General features: G+C 70.4%; 19 protein-coding genes and 1 pseudogene. 12 read left to right on the top strand and 8 right to left on the bottom strand.

All coding sequences use genetic code 11. The annotated features are described in order from the left end of the window. Positions 1-131: pseudogene (locus JGS39_RS40770) on the bottom strand (SigE family RNA polymerase sigma factor); the annotation flags it as partial. A gap of 192 nt (positions 132-323) precedes the next feature. Here JGS39_RS40770 and afsQ1 point away from each other — a divergent pair. The 5 genes from afsQ1 to JGS39_RS11665 all read left to right on the top strand — a co-directional run bounded on the left by afsQ1 (position 324) and on the right by JGS39_RS11665 (position 4,264). After that, the gene (afsQ1, locus tag JGS39_RS11685) at positions 324-1,001 is read left to right on the top strand and encodes a two-component system response regulator AfsQ1 (RefSeq protein WP_185095372.1); all 678 of its coding nucleotides are present in this window, start codon (positions 324-326) and stop codon (positions 999-1,001) included. A gap of 8 nt (positions 1,002-1,009) precedes the next feature. Next, the gene (locus JGS39_RS11680; RefSeq protein ID WP_371604779.1) at positions 1,010-2,536 is read left to right on the top strand and encodes an ATP-binding protein; all 1,527 of its coding nucleotides are present in this window, start codon (positions 1,010-1,012) and stop codon (positions 2,534-2,536) included. Beyond that, positions 2,533-3,249 (top strand): hypothetical protein, encoded by a 717-nt coding sequence (locus JGS39_RS11675; protein ID WP_372456142.1) that lies wholly within the window; start codon positions 2,533-2,535, stop codon positions 3,247-3,249. The genes JGS39_RS11680 and JGS39_RS11675 overlap by 4 nt, the downstream gene beginning before the upstream one ends. 105 nt (positions 3,250-3,354) lie before the next feature. Continuing rightward, positions 3,355-3,954, top strand: a complete 600-nt coding sequence (locus JGS39_RS11670) for a VanZ family protein (RefSeq protein WP_219568775.1) — start codon at positions 3,355-3,357, stop codon at positions 3,952-3,954. A gap of 103 nt (positions 3,955-4,057) precedes the next feature. Further along, on the top strand, positions 4,058-4,264 hold the full coding sequence (locus JGS39_RS11665; RefSeq protein ID WP_219568773.1) for a PspC domain-containing protein: 207 nt from the start codon (positions 4,058-4,060) through the stop codon (positions 4,262-4,264). Between the two features lie 69 nt (positions 4,265-4,333). Here the strand turns inward: JGS39_RS11665 and JGS39_RS11660 are convergent, their stop codons facing one another. Together JGS39_RS11660 and JGS39_RS11655 are read right to left on the bottom strand one after the other, a co-directional pair. After that, positions 4,334-4,648 carry a hypothetical protein gene (locus JGS39_RS11660; protein ID WP_219568771.1) on the bottom strand — a complete coding sequence of 105 codons (315 nt, stop codon included), beginning with the start codon at positions 4,646-4,648 and terminating at the stop codon, positions 4,334-4,336. A 134-nt stretch (positions 4,649-4,782) separates the two neighbouring features. Next, complete coding sequence (locus JGS39_RS11655) at positions 4,783-5,937, bottom strand: adenosine deaminase (RefSeq protein WP_219568769.1); 1,155 nt, start codon at positions 5,935-5,937, stop codon at positions 4,783-4,785. Between the two features lie 113 nt (positions 5,938-6,050). On the opposite strand from JGS39_RS11655, the gene JGS39_RS11650 reads away from it, so the two are divergent. Then, positions 6,051-6,812 carry an alpha/beta hydrolase gene (locus tag JGS39_RS11650; RefSeq protein WP_236063949.1) on the top strand — a complete coding sequence of 254 codons (762 nt, stop codon included), beginning with the start codon at positions 6,051-6,053 and terminating at the stop codon, positions 6,810-6,812. A 203-nt stretch (positions 6,813-7,015) separates the two neighbouring features. On the opposite strand, the gene JGS39_RS11645 is transcribed toward JGS39_RS11650, so the two are convergent. Beyond that, complete coding sequence (locus JGS39_RS11645; RefSeq protein WP_219568768.1) at positions 7,016-7,666, bottom strand: MOSC domain-containing protein; 651 nt, start codon at positions 7,664-7,666, stop codon at positions 7,016-7,018. A gap of 90 nt (positions 7,667-7,756) precedes the next feature. Continuing rightward, positions 7,757-8,695, bottom strand: coding sequence for a GNAT family N-acetyltransferase (locus JGS39_RS11640; RefSeq protein WP_219568767.1), 939 nt, complete (start codon positions 8,693-8,695; stop codon positions 7,757-7,759). A gap of 410 nt (positions 8,696-9,105) precedes the next feature. On the opposite strand from JGS39_RS11640, the gene JGS39_RS11635 reads away from it, so the two are divergent. After that, complete coding sequence (locus JGS39_RS11635; RefSeq protein WP_219568766.1) at positions 9,106-9,768, top strand: hypothetical protein; 663 nt, start codon at positions 9,106-9,108, stop codon at positions 9,766-9,768. A 210-nt stretch (positions 9,769-9,978) separates the two neighbouring features. On the opposite strand, the gene JGS39_RS11630 is transcribed toward JGS39_RS11635, so the two are convergent. Continuing rightward, entirely contained in the window at positions 9,979-10,437 is a 459-nt protein-coding gene (locus JGS39_RS11630; RefSeq protein WP_306071438.1) for a hypothetical protein, read from the bottom strand. Between the two features lie 273 nt (positions 10,438-10,710). Between JGS39_RS11630 and JGS39_RS11625 the strand changes: the two genes are divergently transcribed. After that, the gene (locus JGS39_RS11625; protein WP_219568765.1) at positions 10,711-11,112 is read left to right on the top strand and encodes a hypothetical protein; all 402 of its coding nucleotides are present in this window, start codon (positions 10,711-10,713) and stop codon (positions 11,110-11,112) included. 132 nt (positions 11,113-11,244) lie between these two features. Here the strand turns inward: JGS39_RS11625 and JGS39_RS41420 are convergent, their stop codons facing one another. Then, positions 11,245-12,039, bottom strand: a complete 795-nt coding sequence (locus tag JGS39_RS41420; RefSeq protein WP_264302792.1) for a GbsR/MarR family transcriptional regulator — start codon at positions 12,037-12,039, stop codon at positions 11,245-11,247. A 226-nt stretch (positions 12,040-12,265) separates the two neighbouring features. Here JGS39_RS41420 and JGS39_RS11615 point away from each other — a divergent pair, with 226 nt between their 5' ends. Then, a complete protein-coding gene (locus JGS39_RS11615) occupies positions 12,266-12,937 on the top strand; it encodes a DUF4097 family beta strand repeat-containing protein (RefSeq protein WP_219568763.1) in 672 nt (223 codons plus the stop codon). Between the two features lie 104 nt (positions 12,938-13,041). Beyond that, the gene (locus JGS39_RS11610; protein ID WP_219568761.1) at positions 13,042-13,860 is read left to right on the top strand and encodes an alpha/beta fold hydrolase; all 819 of its coding nucleotides are present in this window, start codon (positions 13,042-13,044) and stop codon (positions 13,858-13,860) included. Between the two features lie 444 nt (positions 13,861-14,304). Here the strand turns inward: JGS39_RS11610 and JGS39_RS11605 are convergent, their stop codons facing one another. After that, positions 14,305-14,754 (bottom strand): ATP-binding protein, encoded by a 450-nt coding sequence (locus tag JGS39_RS11605; RefSeq protein ID WP_219568760.1) that lies wholly within the window; start codon positions 14,752-14,754, stop codon positions 14,305-14,307. A gap of 144 nt (positions 14,755-14,898) precedes the next feature. On the opposite strand from JGS39_RS11605, the gene JGS39_RS11600 reads away from it, so the two are divergent. Next, a complete protein-coding gene (locus tag JGS39_RS11600; protein ID WP_219568759.1) occupies positions 14,899-15,747 on the top strand; it encodes a helix-turn-helix domain-containing protein in 849 nt (282 codons plus the stop codon). Continuing rightward, on the top strand, positions 15,744-15,947 hold the full coding sequence (locus JGS39_RS11595; RefSeq protein ID WP_219568758.1) for a DUF397 domain-containing protein: 204 nt from the start codon (positions 15,744-15,746) through the stop codon (positions 15,945-15,947). The genes JGS39_RS11600 and JGS39_RS11595 overlap by 4 nt, the downstream gene beginning before the upstream one ends. Positions 15,948-15,949 lie beyond the last annotated feature (2 nt).

Here is a 15,949-nt window from a genome sequence, read left to right as displayed (position 1 = left end):
GCACCGAGAAGTCCGGCGCCGCAGTGAACGGACGGGGGTGCGTTCGAGGCGCCGGACTTCTCGGTGCTCCGCCCGACGTCGTGGAGACGCGTGACAACTGCGCTCGTGGTGATGCTGTGCGTTGCGTTCATCTCGCGCCCCCCGTCGGTGGAGTCCGTCCGTTCCTTGTGTCAACGAGCTTGCCGGGGCGATTTCATGGCCCTGTCCGCCGACTGTCACAGACCTGTCACAGGGCCCGGCGCGGACGTGATTCGGGGCTGCCGGGTGCATGAGAGGGGACCAACTGTCGAACTAGGGCACCCCCATGGGTCAGAATGACCAACGTGCCTTTCCTGTTGCTGATCGAGGACGACGACGCCATCCGCACGGCCCTCGAACTCTCGCTGTCTCGCCAGGGCCACCGTGTGGCCACCGCGGCGACGGGAGAGGACGGCCTCAACCTGCTGCGCGAGCAGCGGCCCGACCTGGTCGTGCTGGATGTGATGCTGCCCGGGATCGACGGTTTCGAGGTGTGCCGGCGCATCCGGCGCACCGACCAACTGCCGATCATCCTGCTGACCGCACGGAGCGACGACATCGACGTCGTGGTCGGCCTGGAGTCCGGTGCCGACGACTATGTGGTGAAACCTGTGCAGGGCCGGGTGCTCGACGCCCGGATCCGCGCGGTGCTGCGCCGCGGTGAGCGCGAGTCCACGGACTCCGCCACCTTCGGCAGCGTGGTGATCGACCGGTCCGCCATGACCGTGACGAAGAACGGGGAGGACCTGCAGCTCACGCCGACCGAGCTGCGTCTCCTCCTGGAACTGAGCCGCCGGCCGGGCCAGGCCCTGTCGCGGCAGCAACTGCTGCGCCTCGTATGGGAGCACGACTACCTCGGCGATTCCCGCCTGGTGGACGCCTGCGTCCAGCGGCTGCGCGCGAAGGTGGAGGACGTGCCGTCCTCGCCGACCCTGATCCGTACCGTGCGGGGCGTGGGATACCGGCTGGACTCGCCGCAGTGAGCACGGCTGTGCGGCGGAGCCTGCTGGCCGGGCTCCGCTGGACCAGCCTGCGGCTGCGGCTCGTCGTCGTGTTCGCGCTGGTCGCGCTGACCGCCGCGGTGTCCGCGTCCGGGATCGCGTACTGGCTGAACCGCGAGGCGGTGCTGACCCGTACGCAGGACTCCGCGCTCGGGGACTTCCGGCAGGAGATGCAGGGCCGCGCGGCCTCGCTGCCGCTGAGCCCCACCAAGGAGGATCTGCAGACCGCCGCCGTGCAGATGGCGAGCAGCAGCCCCGGCTACAGCGTGCTGCTGATCGACGAGCGCGATCCCGGCAAGCCGATCGTCGGCAACTCCGACCTGGACACCTTCACCCGCGACAACGTGCCGGTGTCGCTGCAGCAGCAGGTCGACAGGAAGCAGCCGGTCAAGGCGGGCAACAAGTACGAGTACCACCTGTTCTGGCAGCGGACCTCGATCCGCGGCACGCCGTATCTCGTCGCCGGTACGAAGATCATCGGCGGCGGTCCGACCGGTTACATGCTCAAGTCCCTCGACCAGGAACGGCAGGACCTCAACTCCCTCGCCTGGTCACTGGGGATCGCCACCGCCCTGGCCCTCGTCGGCTCCGCCCTGCTCGCCCAGGCCGCGGCGACGACGGTGCTGCGTCCCGTGCAACGCCTCGGCGACGCGGCGCGCAAGCTCGGTGAGGGCAAGCTCGACACCCGGCTCACGGTCTCCGGAACCGACGAACTGGCCGACCTCTCAAGGACGTTCAACAGAACGGCGAGCTCCCTGGAGAAGAAGGTCGCGGACATGAGCGCGCGGGAGGAGTCCAGCCGCCGCTTCGTCGCCGACATGTCGCACGAACTGCGCACCCCGCTCACCGCCATCACCGCGGTCGCCGAGGTGCTGGAGGACGAGGCCGACAGCCTCGACCCGATGATCGCGCCCGCGGTGCATCTGGTGGTCAGCGAGACCCGGCGCCTGAACGACCTGGTGGAGAACCTGATGGAGGTCACCCGCTTCGACGCGGGCACGGCCCGTCTCGTCCTCGACACCGTCGACGTCGCCGACCAGGTGACCGCCTGCATCGACGTCCGCGCCTGGCTGGACGCGGTGGACCTGGACGCCGAGCGCGGCATGATGGTCCGCCTCGATCCGCGCCGGCTCGACGTGATCCTGGCCAATCTGATCGGCAACGCCCTCAAGCACGGCGGCTCGCCCGTACGGGTCACGGTGCGGACCGAGGGCGACGACCTCGTCATCGAGGTACGCGACCACGGCCCCGGCATCCCCGAGGACGTGCTGCCGCACGTCTTCGACCGCTTCTACAAGGCGAGCGCCTCCCGCCCCCGCTCCGAGGGCAGCGGCCTGGGGCTCTCGATCGCCATGGAGAACGCGCACATCCACGGCGGCGACATCACCGCCGCGAACTCGCCGGACGGCGACGGCGCGATATTCGTCCTGCGCCTGCCGCGCGACGCGGAGGCGCTGGACCGCACCACCGAGGGTCACGGCGCAGAGATCCCCGACCAGGAGGACGACGCCACGTGACACCCACCGGACGCCGGGGCACCCGCCCCACCGGACGCGGGGGAAACCGCCCGGCCGGACGCGGGGGAAACCGCCTCACCGCATCCCGGGGCAGCCGCCCCGTCGCTCCACGCCCGGGCCGCCGCCCCGCCACGGCCCTCGCCGCTGCCGCGCTCTGCGCAGTACTGGCCGCAGGCTGCGGGATCAGGACGACCTCGGTCCCCGTCGACGCGGGACCGGCCCCGTCCCGGGTGCCGTGCGCCATGCCGGCGGAGGACATCACCACCCAGGCCCAGCAGGGCATCCCCGTACAGATCTATCTGGTCTGTGCCTCGGAACTGGTCACCGTGGACCGTGCGGCGCAGGTCCCGGAGACGGCATCGGACCGGCTCCGGATCGCCCGGGCCCTCCTGGACGAACTGCGTCTGGAACCGCCGAGCACGGAGGAGCAGGCGGGGTTCTCCACGCACGTCCCCGGGACGCTCAGGGTCGACGGCCCCCGTGCGGGCGACCCGAAGGGCACGCTGCGTCTCAGCGAGCAGCCGGAGGACCTGCCGTCCGAGGCGCTGGCCCAGATCGTCTGCACGTTCACCGAGAGCGAGTCCCTCGCCCCCGACGAGTCGATGACGCTCGGCGGCCCGGGCGACTACGCACCGCGCGCCTACCTGTGCACGACGGAGACGAAGGCCAGCCCGAAGGCCGTACCGACGGCGGACGCGGTCCGACTGCCCTGAGCCGGCCCGTTCGCGAGCCCCTGCGGGCGGGTGCCGAAACGGGGTGAGCCAGGTCTCCCCCGCCGGAGCGGAACCGATCCTGCCGCCGCCCGCGTCTTGGCTGGCGTGCGTCAAGGTTCGGGCGGCCAAGCCGTCATCCGCTTCCGCGCGGCCGGAGTGTCACTGCTCCTCGCGCATCTGCTGCTCGTCGGGTGGCTGACTCTGCGCCCCCTGGACGTGCCGTGGATGACCGCCGCCAACCTCCAGCCGTTCGCCGGCATCAAGGCCGACCTGTCCCTGGGCCCGGTCGTCGCCGCCCGCCGCATCGGCAAGGAACTCCTGCTGCTGGCCCCGCTGGGCGTACTGCTGCCGCTGGCCGGAGGCCGGCTCCTCGTCTCCCCGTGGGCCTCGCTGACCCGTACGGTCGCGGCCGGGGCGCTGATCTCGCTGGCCATCGAACTGGGCCAGACCGCAGTGCCCGGCCAGGTCGTCGACGTCGACTCGCTGTTCCTGAACACCGTCGGCATCGGGCTGGCCCACGTCCTGATCGTCCCGGCCTGGCGGTCACGGCTGCGCCGCCGCGAGCGGCAGGGCCACTCACTGCCGGGGCCCGGCCGCGAACGGTCCCGGACCTCTCGGGGCGTCGCGGCGTCTCACGGGCACGGGAGCGGGCACGGGACTCAGGGGTCGACCCCGACGATTTCCAGGGTCGGTATCGCCCCGTAGAGCGACGCTTTGCCCCCGTTGCCCGAGCCATCCTGGATACACCGGGAGCGCGACGAACCGCTCCCTCCTCGGATTCAGCAAACGGTTCGCGAAGGAGCCCACCATGGCCGCACTTGCCCGCCCCCGTGACGGACGCATGCTCGGCGGAGTGTGCGCAGCGCTGGCACGGCGCTTCGGCACCTCCGCGAGGACCATGCGCATCGTCTTCGTCGTCTCGTGCCTGCTGCCGGGCCCGCAGTTCCTGCTCTACCTGGCGCTGTGGCTGCTGCTCCCCCAGGAGCGGCCGTCGTCCGCCGCGACCGCCTGGTAGTCCCGTACACACGCCTGTGGGCGGACACCCGACAACGGGTGTCCGCCCACAGGCGTGGTGGAGCGGGCCTCAGCGGCCGAGGGGCAGCCCGTTGGCCGACAGGCCACTGGTCGTCAGACCACCGGCGGGCATGCCGCCGAGGAGGCCCTTGGCCGGGGCGGCGACGTCGCCGAGGACCTTCGTCTGGCTGGTACCGAGGAGCTCGGTGGCGGTGTCCTGGACCGGCAGGGTCGACGTGGCGTTCGCCAGGGCGCCGGCGACGGGCAGGGCGCTGGTCGCGGCGTCCAGCGGCAGCGCGGAGGCGGACGCCGTACCGGCGGCGGCAGCGGCGAAAGCGGCACCGAGAGCGGCGACGCCGAGAGTCCTGGCAGCAGACTGCTTCATGTGAAATTCATCCTTGGGGAAGGGGATGTGAGCGGCTCTGCAACGTAGTCAGCCCTCTGCCCGTCCCGCAAACATCGAAAACCACGGAAAACGGCCGGGAAATTGGCTCCCGGCCGTTTCCCGAAGGCGTTCGTTCAGCCGGCAACCGAGGTAGAAACGCTGGTCGCAGCGGTCTGCTCGAAGAGCCATTCGGACTTCAGCTCGGCATATCCGGGCTTGATGACGTCGCTGATCATCGCCAGACGTTCATCGAAAGGAATGAATGCTGATTTCATCGCATTGACGGTGAACCACTGCATGTCTTCGAGCGTGTATCCGAAGGTCTCGGTCAGCTTCTCGAATTCCCGGCTCATGCTCGTCCCGCTCATCAGCCGGTTGTCCGTGTTCACGGTGGCCCGGAAGTGGAGCCGGCGCAGCAGCCCGATGGGGTGCTCGGCGTACGAGGCCGCGGCACCGGTCTGCAGGTTGGAGGTCGGGCAGAGCTCCAGCGGGATGCGCTTGTCCCGTACGTACGAGGCGAGGCGGCCGAGCTTCACACTGCCGTCCTCGGCGACCTCGATGTCGTCGATGATGCGGACACCGTGGCCGAGCCGGTCGGCGCCGCACCACTGGATGGCCTGCCAGATCGACGGCAGGCCGAAGGCCTCGCCGGCGTGGATGGTGAAGTGGTTGTTCTCGCGCTTGAGGTACTCGAAGGCGTCGAGGTGCCGGGTGGGCGGGAAGCCCGCCTCGGCGCCCGCGATGTCGAAGCCGACGACGCCCTGCTCGCGGTAGCGGTTGGCCAGTTCCGCGATCTCCAGCGACCGTGCGGCGTGCCGCATCGCGGTGAGCAGCGCGCCCACCCGGATCCGGTTCCCGTCCCCGCGCGCCCGGCGCTCTCCCTCACGGAAGCCCTCGTTGACGGCCTCGACGACCTCTTCGAGGCTCAGACCGGCTTCCAGGTGCTGCTCGGGGGCGTACCGCACCTCGGCATAGACGACACCGTCGGCGGCCAGGTCCTCCGCGCACTCGGCGGCGACCCGGACCAGCGCTTCACGGGTCTGCATGACGGCGCACGTATGGGCGAACGTCTCCAGATAGCGCTCCAGCGACCCGGAATCGGCGGCCTCCCGGAACCAGATGCCGAGCTTGTCGGGATCGCTCTCCGGAAGTCCGTCGTATCCGTTGATCGCGGCGAGTTCGACGATCGTCCCGGGGCGCAGGCCGCCGTCGAGGTGGTCGTGGAGAAGGACCTTGGGGGCACGCCGGATCTGATCCTGGCCGGGCACATTGAGGGTCGGGCTCATCATCCACGCACTCTAGCGCCTACGCGCGTAGAGCGCTGCTGGACACCGCTCGCCGATACGTAACAGAGACCGCGAATACGGGTGGCGTACACGTTCCCTTCTGACACTGTTACGTCATGGCACAGCGCGCACTCCCCCTGCCTGCTGCAAGGCTGGGACGGGCCGTCAGGACGGCCGGAGAATCCACCACGGTCAGCGGCGTGGTCCTGCTGCTCCCGGACGGCGAGCCCTACTCGCACCGCCGCCCCTCCCCTTTCACGTACGCCCTCCAGCTCCCCCTGGCCCGGTCCCTGGCCCGCGCCGGCGGCACCGACGGTCTCGCCGCCCACGTGGTCCACTACCGCTGCCGGGGCTGGAACACGACGCAAGCCCATCTCGCGGCGGACGCCGAATGGGCGGTGGACGAGGTCGTACGCCGTTACGGCGACATCCCGGTCTGCCTGGCCGGCCATGGCATGGGCGGCCGCGCCGCCCTCCGCGCGGGCGGCCACCCGGCCGTCACCTCGGTCCTTTCCATGGCCCCCTGGCTGCCGGGCGACCCGGACGCCGAACCGGAACCGGTCAAGCACCTGGTCGGCCGCCAGGTCCTGCTGGTCCACGGCACGAACGACGCCCGCTCCGACCCGGAGCTCTCGTTCCGCCTGGCCGAGCGCGCGAAGAAGTCCAACCGCGACACCTGCCGCTTCGAGGTCCACTCGGACGGCCACGCACTGCGCCAGCACCACACCGAAGTAGCCGCCCTGGCAGCCGACTTCGTCCGCGGCTCCCTCTTCGGCCGCGGCTACGCCCGCCCGGTCGCGGACGCCCTGGCGGCACCTCCGCCGCTGGGCCTGCGGATGCCGCTGGCGGCGGGGTTCGGGAAGTCGTTGCGCGGGTGAGGCGGGGTGGGCCCGGACCGGCTCACCCGGTGGAGCGTCGGCAACCGTGACAGGAGGGCCATGTCATTGCGGCTCCGCGACCGCACCTCGGCGTGCAGGAGAAGTCCGGCCCACGACACCGCTCTCATGACCGGCCGGCCGGCGTGATCGTTGTGCCGGCGATGCACCTGGCCCGCACTCCGTACGGCGTGCCCGTCGCATGTCTACGCGGTCATGCGCCGGCCGACCCGCTCCCTGTCCTCCTGCGGCAGCGCGTCAGCGGCCAGCAGCCGTGGCAGCAGGTCCGGTTCGAGCGTCATCGCCCGGAAGGCGAGCGCGACGGTCACGTCGTGGTCGGGCCGGTGCACGATCTCGACCGGGTCGGAGACCCGGATGTCTCCCGGCTCGATCACGCGCAGATAGGCGCCGGGCACCGCTGCCTGGGTGAACCGCTTGATCCAGCCCTCTCGCTCCAGCCATCCCTGGAAGGTCGCGCAGGGGATCCGCGCGCACGACACCTCCAGGACCACGTCCGGACCGACGCGCCAACGCTCCCCGATGAGGGCGCCGTTGACGTCGAGGCCGAGCGTCGTGAGGTTCTCCCCGAAGACACCGTTGGCAAGCGGCCTGCCCAGCTCGGCCTCCCACCCGTCGAGATCCTCGCGGGCATAGGCGTAGACGGCCTGGTCGGCGCCGCCGTGATGCTTCACGTCGTAGACGCGGTCACCCACCAGACCGACCTCACCGGTGCCCTTCGGGCCAGGAGCGATCACGGCGACCGGCCCGGCAACGGGCCGCTTGTCGATTCCTGTCGCGCTGAGGCCCTTCCATGGGTTGGGCCGGGGCTTGCCGACATTGACGGAGAGCAGCTTCATGCGCGCGAGGGTACGGTCCTTTGCCCGCTGCGGCGACTCAATTCCCTTCCACGCCCTTGGGGTTGATCACCACTCCCGGGCCCTCACACCTCATCGCGCATGTCCTCGGTCGCTCCGGGCATGGAGATCTCTGCGGAGGACCGTAGAACTTTGCCGGACCGTCATGCCCACCCGCAGATACAAGTCGAGCGCGCCGGTGTCCGAGTGGGTCCACAGGACGCAGGAGCTTCGGCTCGCCCGGTGGAAGGCGCGAAACGTGTGACACAGCAGCAGCCTGGCGAGGCCGCGGCCTCGGTGATCGATGCGCACGGCGACCTGCTCGACGTAGCCCTCGCCCGATCCAGGCACATTCAAAGCCAGTGCGGCACCCACCAGTTGGTCACCGGAGAAGGCCAGGGTCGATTGCGTCGGGGCGAACGCGGGCCGGTCGATGGTGTGGGCGGCCCACTCCTCGTACGCCTGTCGCCGTTGCTGCCACTCATCGAACGCGTCCTGCACAAGGGCGTGTGCGGCAGGGCCGTCGCCGACGCGAAACGGCCGCACCGTCACGCCCGTCGGCGGCTCGGGCACCGCGGGTTCGACCGGCATGGGGAACTCCAGCTGCCAGGCCGTCGCCAGCGGCCTGTACCCGCGGGAGCGCAGCAGCGCGACGGCAGCGGTATCCGCTTCAGGCACGGTCTGCACGATGCCGTCGCTGCCGGTGTCCCGCGCCCGCGACTCCACCCAGCCGAGGAGCGCCGCGCCCAGCCCTCGGTCTCGGTGCCCGGGGTGCACGTCGACCTCGGAGCGCCGGTCCACCCAGGCCCAGGCGGCCGGACTCCCGGCCCGGTCGAGGACGAGCACGGTGTCCGACTCCGGCACCAGACCCGGCCGCGAGAGATCGGCGGCGATGGCACCGGCGTCACTCTGCACCCGTCCGTGCACCTCCCGTTCGCAGGCCGCGACCAGCGCGTGGATCGCCGGTATGTCGTGGGCGTTCACAGGCCGCGAGCGGTAGCCGGGAGGCAATGACGGGGCTGTCGGAAGCATCAGCGGACCCTAGCCGCAGGCCGATCTCCCGGTCCAGGGCGTAATCCGCCGGATGCCCCTGGCCGGGGATTCCTGGCATGCGCCCCATCGCGCGGCTCCTTCACCGACCTGGGCCATCGGGCATGTACCGCGCCATGCCGTGAGTGCCGACGGGCGACCCGGGCGTCCGAAGAGGAGTTGTCTGCCATGCAGGCTCAGGCGGAGTCTCCAAGGGCGATTCGTTCCGGGTGTTTGTGAGCACTTCTTTGGGCTCCACTGCACGGACCGGAAGTGGCCCCACAACGTGGGAAGTTGATCTGGCTCCACTTCGGGCGGAGCCGCGAAGGACTCACCGGAAACGCCTGGCTCTTGCCGCCTTCAACTCGAACACGGTTTCCCTGGGGTCGGATGATCATTGATACGGTCCCGTCATGGCTGGAGTACAGGGATCACCGAACGGCCCGGTTACCGCGGCCGATGTCGAACATGCCGTCCGTTTGGCGCTCGCCGCTCTGCGCGGGGCGACCGCTCCGGACTGGAGCGTCAAGGCCGGTTCCCTGGAGTGGGACTGTTGGGAGACGGTCGAGCACCTGGCCGACGACCTGTTCTCCTACGCTGTCCAACTGAGCCCGGCGAACCCGCCGCTGAACACCCACGTGCCGTTCGCGTGGAGCCGCAAGAGGCCGGGCGGCCCCGCGAATGCTGTCTTCGCGGACCGCGAGGCCGGCCCAGCAGGTCTGCTGCAAGTACTGGATGCCAGCGGCGCCTTGCTGACCGCAATCGTCCGCACGACGCCACCCACGGTCCGGGCACATCATGTCTTCGGCCCTGCCGACCCTGAAGGCTTCGCTGCGATGGGCATCGTCGAGACCCTGGTGCACACCCACGACGTCGCCGAGGGCCTGGGCCTGGACTGGACCCCGCCCGCAGACCTATGCGGCCGGGTGCTGGCCCGGCTCTTCCCCGACGCCCCGACCGATACCGGCCGGTGGCTTACCCTCCTTTGGGCCACCGGCCGCGCGGAACTTCCCGGTCGGCCGCGCCTTACCGAGTGGCGTTGGTACGGCACTCCCCGCGCTGACAGCAGGCCGTAGAAACCGGACCATCGCCCGTTATCGTCCAGCCATCGCGGACACCGGGCGGTCCGCGACCTGAGCCGAGTCGGATCGGCAGCCTCCACGCACCTGTCGGGGGCACGCTGACGGAGGTCTGACCGAGACCCCAAAAATACCGCGCCGGCCCCCCGTCCCGGCCAGCGGAACCACCCGATCGAAGCGGGGCCAAATCACCTTGTCGTCAGCGGCTCAACCGACCTGGGCCTCGAAGCCGTTGTCCTGGCAGTACCGCACGATGAGCCCGCCCGCCCCGCGGTCATTGCTCTTCAGCGCCGCCACCGTGGCCTCGGCCAGGGTGCGCCCGCCGTCGAGGGCCTCGTCCCGGAGTGGGTCCATCGCGAGGAAGACATCATCGGCGACGGCCCCGACCATGTCGTACCCCGACGCCCCATCCGCTTCCGCGCCCTCCTTCTCGGCGTCCGCCTCCTCCGCCCGCGCGTCCTGCCACGCCCCGAGCTGCGTGCAGTAGCTCTCGCGCTGCTCGGTCAGCCGCGCTTCACTCTTGCCGTCGTCGGAGGAACACCCGGCTGTCACGGCGACCAGAGCGAGTACCGGAACGAGCGTCCTGATCAAGCGCACCATGTCGTCCCCCGATTGCCACCGCGTGTACGTGCCCTGACCACTCAACTGCCGCAGCAGGATACCCACATCGGGCTCCCCGTCCACTCGGCTCGGGATGTTCCTGCCGAGCCTCGCCGGAGATCACCCGGTGCCGCGGGGCGCGCCCAGCCGGTGCAGCGGTTCCCGTCGGCCGGCGTCACCGGCTCCGCCACGGCCACCCGCGGCTCGTGGCCGTTGGGCTCGGCTCACGCGTGTCACAGGATCCAGGCAGGTCCGACTACGGGCCGCCGGCGATGCCGGGGGGGCGCATCGGGCGTGCGGCACCGCCTGTTCTCACGGAGCCGGGGTACGCGATGCGTCATGACCCTGGCCCGCTCCTTACCCGACAGCGCGACCGAGTGGTGGATCTACCTCGGTGCGTTCTCCATCTACGCGCTCACCCGCCTGGTCCTGGCCTGGCGCCAGGCACGCGACGAAGGTGCCGAACACCCCGTCCGCTCCGCCTTCACCGATGAGGAGCCGGAAGAGCCGAGGGTCTCAGCGGCGTTCGGGGCCTTTCGCTCCTACCGGCAGCTCTTCGGATTCTTCGGAGGTGCGGTCGCGATCGTCCTGATCGCCACCCTGACCGACGGACAGCTGCGACTCGTGCTGATGTGCACGCTTGCCCCCCTCATCATCATGGGGCTCGCCTGGCTCGACTTCCGCGTCGCCCGCGCCGCACGCTCACGCTCCACGAGTTCGCCCGAGGGAGACCGGCGGTAGCCCTCTCCGACCGCACGCCCCGCCCCGTTCCCGGCCCGGCGGGGTCCATACGCCCGCACCCCCGGTCAGCCCCGGACGAACGGACCAGCGACCACTCGACGTCACCACCCGGGAAGGCGGCCCCGCCCGCGCTCAGCGCTCCACGGGGCCACCCGGCGGGCGCGGGACGCCCTCACCGCGGTCCGCGTCCGGTTCGGCAGGGTCGCCCGAGTCCGCAACGGGTTTCGCGTGGAGGATTTCGCGGACCTGTTCCGCGGCGCGGAGAATGCTCTCGCTGATGAAGTCGCTGAAGCGGGCGATGTTCTCGAGGCGGGCGGCTGCGGGGCTGTCGCGCCCGAGGACGGCAACGCCCTGCCGCGCGGTCTCGGCTATCCGGGCGCTGCCGTGGGCGCTGGCGATCGTCGACCGGTACCAGACGTCGTCGTCGACGAAGTAGCGCTCGCGGCGGCGTTCGTCACGCTTGCGCAGGACGAGACCCTGGCCTTCGAGGAACCCGATCGCCTTGGAGACGGACGCCGGGCTGACCTGGAGGCGCTGGACGAGCTCTGCCGCGGTGAGGCTGCCCGCGTCGGCGATGAAGAGACAGGTCAGCACCCGGGCCGTCATCCTGGGCAGGCCCTGCTGCGTCAGGAGGGTGGTGAACGCCTCCTCGTACTCGCGCACGGCCTCGTCGTCACGCCCGTCGGCCGGCACCGGGGCCCCCTGACCCCGGGGCGCGGCCTGCTTGCGCCGGTGGGCGCGGCGTTCGGTGGCACGGTGGGCCAGGTCGGCGCGGTACGCGGCGGGGCCGCCGTTGCGCATCACTTCACGCGTGATCGTCGAGGTGGGGCGGTCAAGGCGTCGGGCGATCTCCGCATAGGCGAGGTCGTCGGCCAGCCCGAGCGCGATCTGCTGGCGTTCCTGCTGAGTGAGTCTGCCTCCCGGCATCGCCGCCTCCTTCGTCGTCCGTGAGGGCGTCAGCGTAGCGTTCGAGCACAGCCCAATGCAACGACCGCCCTCTCAGTCATTGCGTTAGCTGTAGATTCATTGCAACGAAAACTGCACCCTGGCCTGCAATTACGGGAGTTGCACGCAACAACCTCATTGCCGAACCTTCGAACGCAACGTAGCTTTTCCATTGTAAGAAACGAAGAACGCACACGAGGAGAGCACCATGCAGAAGTTCGACACCCCCGCCGCCATCTCCGCCCTGGTGGACATCGCCGCCGGGCGCGTCCAGATCATCGCCGCCGACCGGGCAGACACCACCGTCACGGTCCTGCCCGCCAACGCCTCCAAGGGCCGGGACGTGAAGGCCGCGGAACAGACCTCGGTCGAATACGCCGACGGCACCCTGCGGATCAGGACTCCGGCGGAGGCGAACCAGGTCCTCGGCGCATCCGGATCCGTCGAGGTGACCGTCCAACTGCCCGCCGGCTCCCGCGTCGAGACGAAGTCGGCCGGTGCCGAGTTCCGCGGCGTCGGACGGCTCGGCGACATCACCTGCGAGGGCGCGCTCGGCACGGTCAGGATCGACGAGGCCGCGAGCGCGCACGTCACCGCCCACGCCGCCGACGTCACGGTCGGCCGCCTCGCCGGCGCCGCGGAGATCAGCACCCAGAAGGGCAGCATCCACATCACCGAAGCCACCTCCGGCACGCTCGTACTGCGGACCCGGACGGGCGACGTGACGGTCGGCGCCGCCCGCGGAGTCTCCGCCACCCTGGACGCCGGCACCGGCTACGGCCGGATCAACAACACGCTGAAGAACACCGCGGACGCCGCGGCCGGCCTGAACATCCGGGCGACCACCGACCACGGCGACATCACCGCCCGCAGCCTGTAAGGAAACCGGCGGCACGGCCACCTACCCGGGTGGCCGGACGATCCGCCCACCGGGCCCTCGAAGAGCCGTACAAGACGCACTCCACACACGACCAGGAGAACCACATGACGAAGAACAGCCCTTCCTCGACCGGTTCGAAGTGGACCGGCATGGTGCCGGTCGACGACACGGCCCTGGCCGTGACGGACACCGGCGGCTCCGGAACACCCGTGATCTACCTCAACGGCCAGTTCGCCACCCAGGGCTACTGGCAGCGGGTCATCGCCGAACTGGGCACCCAGTGGCGGCACATCACCTACGACGAGCGGGCCCGCGGCAGGAAGTCGAAGCGTTCCGCGGACTACTCCTTCGAGGCCGCCGTCCGCGACGTCGACGCCGTCCTCGCGGCCAGAGGCGTCGACCGGGCACTCGTGGTCGGCTGGTCCTACGGGGCGTTCGTCGCAGCACACTGGGCCGCCCGCAACCCCGCCCGTACCCTGGGCGTCGTCATGGTCGAGGGCGCCCAGCCGCACGACTGGCTGGACGACGCCATGGAACAGCGCATCCGCAAGACCTTCCGCCGGCTGAACCTCTTCATGCCGCTGCTGCGCCCGACGGGCCTGACCCCGCGCATGAACGCCGGCCAGATGGCGGACTGCAACATCGAACTCGGCAGACTCGCCCGTGAGCGCGAACTGGGCCCCGTACTGGACAGCATCAGCGTCCCGGCGCGCTACGTGGTCGCGTCGGGCAACTCCCTCGGAAGCAAGGGCGACGAACAGGAGCTCATCCGCGCCAGCCTCGACGGCGTGGTCGCCCGCAACGCACACATCAAGATCAGCGCGAAGGTCGCCAGCAACCACGACGCGATCCTGAAGAAGGACTTCGCGGCCGTCGCCGAGGCCGTACGCGAGGTCGCCACCCTCGACCACGGCCCGCGCTGACGGGGTCGGGACGGTCTCCGAGCCCATCGCACCCCTGGGCGGAACCGCCCCGCGGGTGCGGGGAGCACTTGGACTTCACGAACTCGGATATGTCGTGAACCGACTCGGTTCCGTGTACGGCTGGTGCCACCACCGTCCTGGCTTCGGCCGGGCAGGCCCCATCGTTCAGCCGCGATCCGCAGATCCGGGAACTCCGGGTCCACGACCCCGGTCCGGCCCGACCACCCGCCGACCCGGCCCCCTGGACCGATGCCGGGTCGGCCTGCGACCGGCTCGCGGCAACCGCAGCCTCGACGAACGAGGCGACGACCGGGCGGCTGGGCGCCGCATCGATCACCGGCTTGCAGACCGGCCCCGGGTGAACGGGCTCCACGGACGGCCCACAAGGTCGTCCGGGCCAACCACGAGCCGCTCCCCTGACGGCGACCGGCCCCGAGTCGGTCCTCACCGGGCAACCGCCGGTCCCGTCTCCGCCCACACGGTCTTGCCCGGCCCGCGCCGATCGCTCACGCCCCACCGGGCGGCGATCGCCTCGACGATGAGGAGGCCCCTGCCCTCGTCGGCCTCCGGGCCGGGCCGGGGCACGGCGGCGGGGTCCGGGCGGGCCTCGTGGGTGTCGGAGATCTCGACCCGTACGACTCCGGTTCCGTACGCGTACGAGAGCCGCAGCTCGAAGTCGCGCCCTGGTACACGTCCGTGCAGAACCGAGTTCGCCGCGAGCTCCGCGACGAGCAGGGCCACGGTGTCGGAGAGGGGGGTGCCGTACGGGATCCCCCAGACGTCGAGCTTCCACACGGCCAGGCGCCGCGCGAGGGTGGCGCCGAGCCGGGTGGCGGAGCAGCGCTGGACGAACACACTTACGGTTACGGGCGGTTGGGCCTGCAGTGCTGTCATGCGCCAAGCGTTCCGCCTCGACCGCAGCCATCGGCAGGAACAACACCCATACAGATCCCTCTGTATGGGTTGACGCTCTGGACGGGGTGGATCACCGTCCGTGATCCTTGTCTCGTTGATCGATGCGCGAAAGACAGGGCGGCGATGACTGCAGACCACGAGAGCACCGCGGCAGGCGGAGAGCCCGAACTGTCAGACAGTCTGCGGACATTCGGGGCCGTCCTGAAGGCCCTGCGCGAAGCCGCCGGCCTCACGCAGGAGGACTTCGCGCCCCGCGTGCGGTACTCGCCCGCCTACATCGCCAAGATCGAGCAGGGCAAGCGGTTCCCGCCGGAGAACCTGCCGGAGCGGGCGGCGGAGGCCCTGGGGGCGGTCGCGGGCAAGGTCCTCGGTGCCGCCGCGCGGAGTCTGCGCAGAAGGGCCGGGCTCGCCTCCTGGTTCCAGCAGTGGGCGGGGATCGAGGAGGAGGCGATCACGCTGTACGCGTACGAGTGCCGGGGCGTTCCCGGGCTGTTACAGCCCGAGGGCTACATCCGGGCCGTGTTCGAACGCCAGCTGCCGCCTCTCACGGAGACCCAGATCCAACGACAGGTCACGGCTCGGCTTGAGCGTCAGCGGCTCCTGTGCGAACGCCCCAACACGGCCTTCAGTTTCGTCATCGAGCAAGCCGTTCTGGAGCGTCAGGTGGGTGGAGAAGGCGTAACCGCCATCGTCATCGACCATCTGCTCAGCATCGGCCGGTACACCAACGTCGAGATCCAGATCATGCCGCTCAGGCAGGAGGAGCACACGGGAATCGACGGGCAGTTGTATCTGGCCGAGAGCTCGGGCAACCAGTGGTACGGCTACACCGAGGGCCATCGCTCAAGCGCCCTGCTCACCGCTCCGAGCGAAGTCAGCATCCTGCTTCAGCGCTATGGCAAGCTGCGTTCCCAGGCCCTGGACTACCGGGCTACGGTGAGCTTGCTGGAACGGATGCGAGGAGCGCTATGAGCACCACAGAGCTGAACTGGTTCAAGAGCAGCTACAGCGGCGGCGATGGCGACAACTGCGTAGAGGTAGCCCTGCGCCCCCACGCCGTCCACGTCCGCGACTCCAAGGACACCGCCCGCCGCCCGTTCACCGTCTCCGCCGCCGCGTGGGCCGACTTCACCGCGTACGCGTCCGCCGACACCACGCCACCCGCTGTCTGACC

It is taken from the genome of Streptomyces poriferorum (genome assembly GCF_019399235.1).
GTDB lineage: Bacteria > Actinomycetota > Actinomycetes > Streptomycetales > Streptomycetaceae > Streptomyces > Streptomyces poriferorum.
The sequence above is the reverse complement of the archived record's forward strand: the minus strand, read 5'-3'. Positions and strand labels throughout refer to the sequence as shown.